This is a genomic window from Rhizobium sp. AAP43, from assembly GCF_001296045.1.
Taxonomy (GTDB): domain Bacteria; phylum Pseudomonadota; class Alphaproteobacteria; order Rhizobiales; family Rhizobiaceae; genus Allorhizobium.
The window spans coordinates 1-1,139 of sequence record NZ_LJHS01000059.1; the positions used below are offsets into that span (position 1 = coordinate 1).

Genomic DNA, 1,139 nt, shown 5'->3' on the forward strand with positions numbered 1-1,139 from the left:
GCATCATTACATGTAACTATTAGCGCATGGACCAAGCTTTGGAACTTGTGATTGCTGTAGTACCGGGTGCCAGGCAGTGTCGCGTTGCGGGCAGGCCAGATAAATCAGGGTTTTGACTGGCCGCAGGCAGCTGTCTGCAGTATAGACAGCCACAAATTCACGGGAACCTGGCAGCTGCCAACAGCAGAGCCTACTAGCTTACAACATTGGCTCAGGGAGAAAGTTGTGCTCAAGAATGGCCTGCCTTGCTCAAAACGGCCCATTGGCGGGAGTGCACTTTGCGCCGGCAGCAATCGCTGTTGAGAAGAAGCGGTACGAGGGGCGCTGCACCGGCATGTCGCTAAACAGCACCCTGCCAAAGCCCTGCAGGAACTCGTCCACCAGCTCACCCACACCGAGAGTTGCGTAAGTTTGCACAGAGGAGTCGGTCCGGCTTCCCATGGTCATGAATCCGCCCTTGGTTTGAACCAGCGCGGGCCTGAAGATGAAGTGCTGTTCAAACGGGTAGGCGCTGCTCACTGTTGCATGCCGCTCGGTCCGCATGTAGTGCACATTGCCCGACAGGGTCAGGTTCAGCAGGGTCACGGCGGCAGCGCCATTCTGGGGCGCAGCTGCAGGCGCGACCTCGCTCCCGCCAAGCACGACCGACACCCGATTGTCGGGCCCCGCCCAGTCTGCCAGCACCGCAGCCAGCGCCTGGGCCTTGCGCTTGCGTGCCAACGCGCATGCGCCGGTGCAGGTGGCGAGTGTGACTTTGTGCTTGCAGCACTCGCAGTCTCCAGACACATCCTCCACCCTGAGAATGGCAGGGTCGCCGCTGAAGATGGCAGCCATCTGGCTGGTCTCATCAGGGCATGCCGCCCCGGTCTCGTGCAAGCCGGCTGCCGCCAACGTCAGTAACAACATCAGTTTGATTTCCATGTCCAGCAACAGCAATAAACACACGGGTTTGCCCGAGACAGGAGGGGCGAGGAGACAGACCGGGCGAGTGGTGCACCCTTGCTATAGAATGGTGCTCTGGTGGTGCCGCGCTGATTGTTAAGACTGCAGAATGATGCCAGTCGGTGCATGAACCGCTCTGAAACAGGGTGGTCTGAAGGCTGCGTAGCCACTTTACGCAATACAGACCCTGCTCTCCC

1 protein-coding gene is annotated in these 1,139 nt (G+C 59.4%); it reads right to left on the bottom strand.

The features are described from left to right. Nucleotides 1–249: 249 nt before the first annotated feature. Nucleotides 250–945 (bottom strand): hypothetical protein, encoded by a 696-nt coding sequence (locus IP76_RS21345; RefSeq protein WP_156318684.1) that lies wholly within the window; start codon nucleotides 943–945, stop codon nucleotides 250–252. Nucleotides 946–1,139 lie beyond the last annotated feature (194 nt).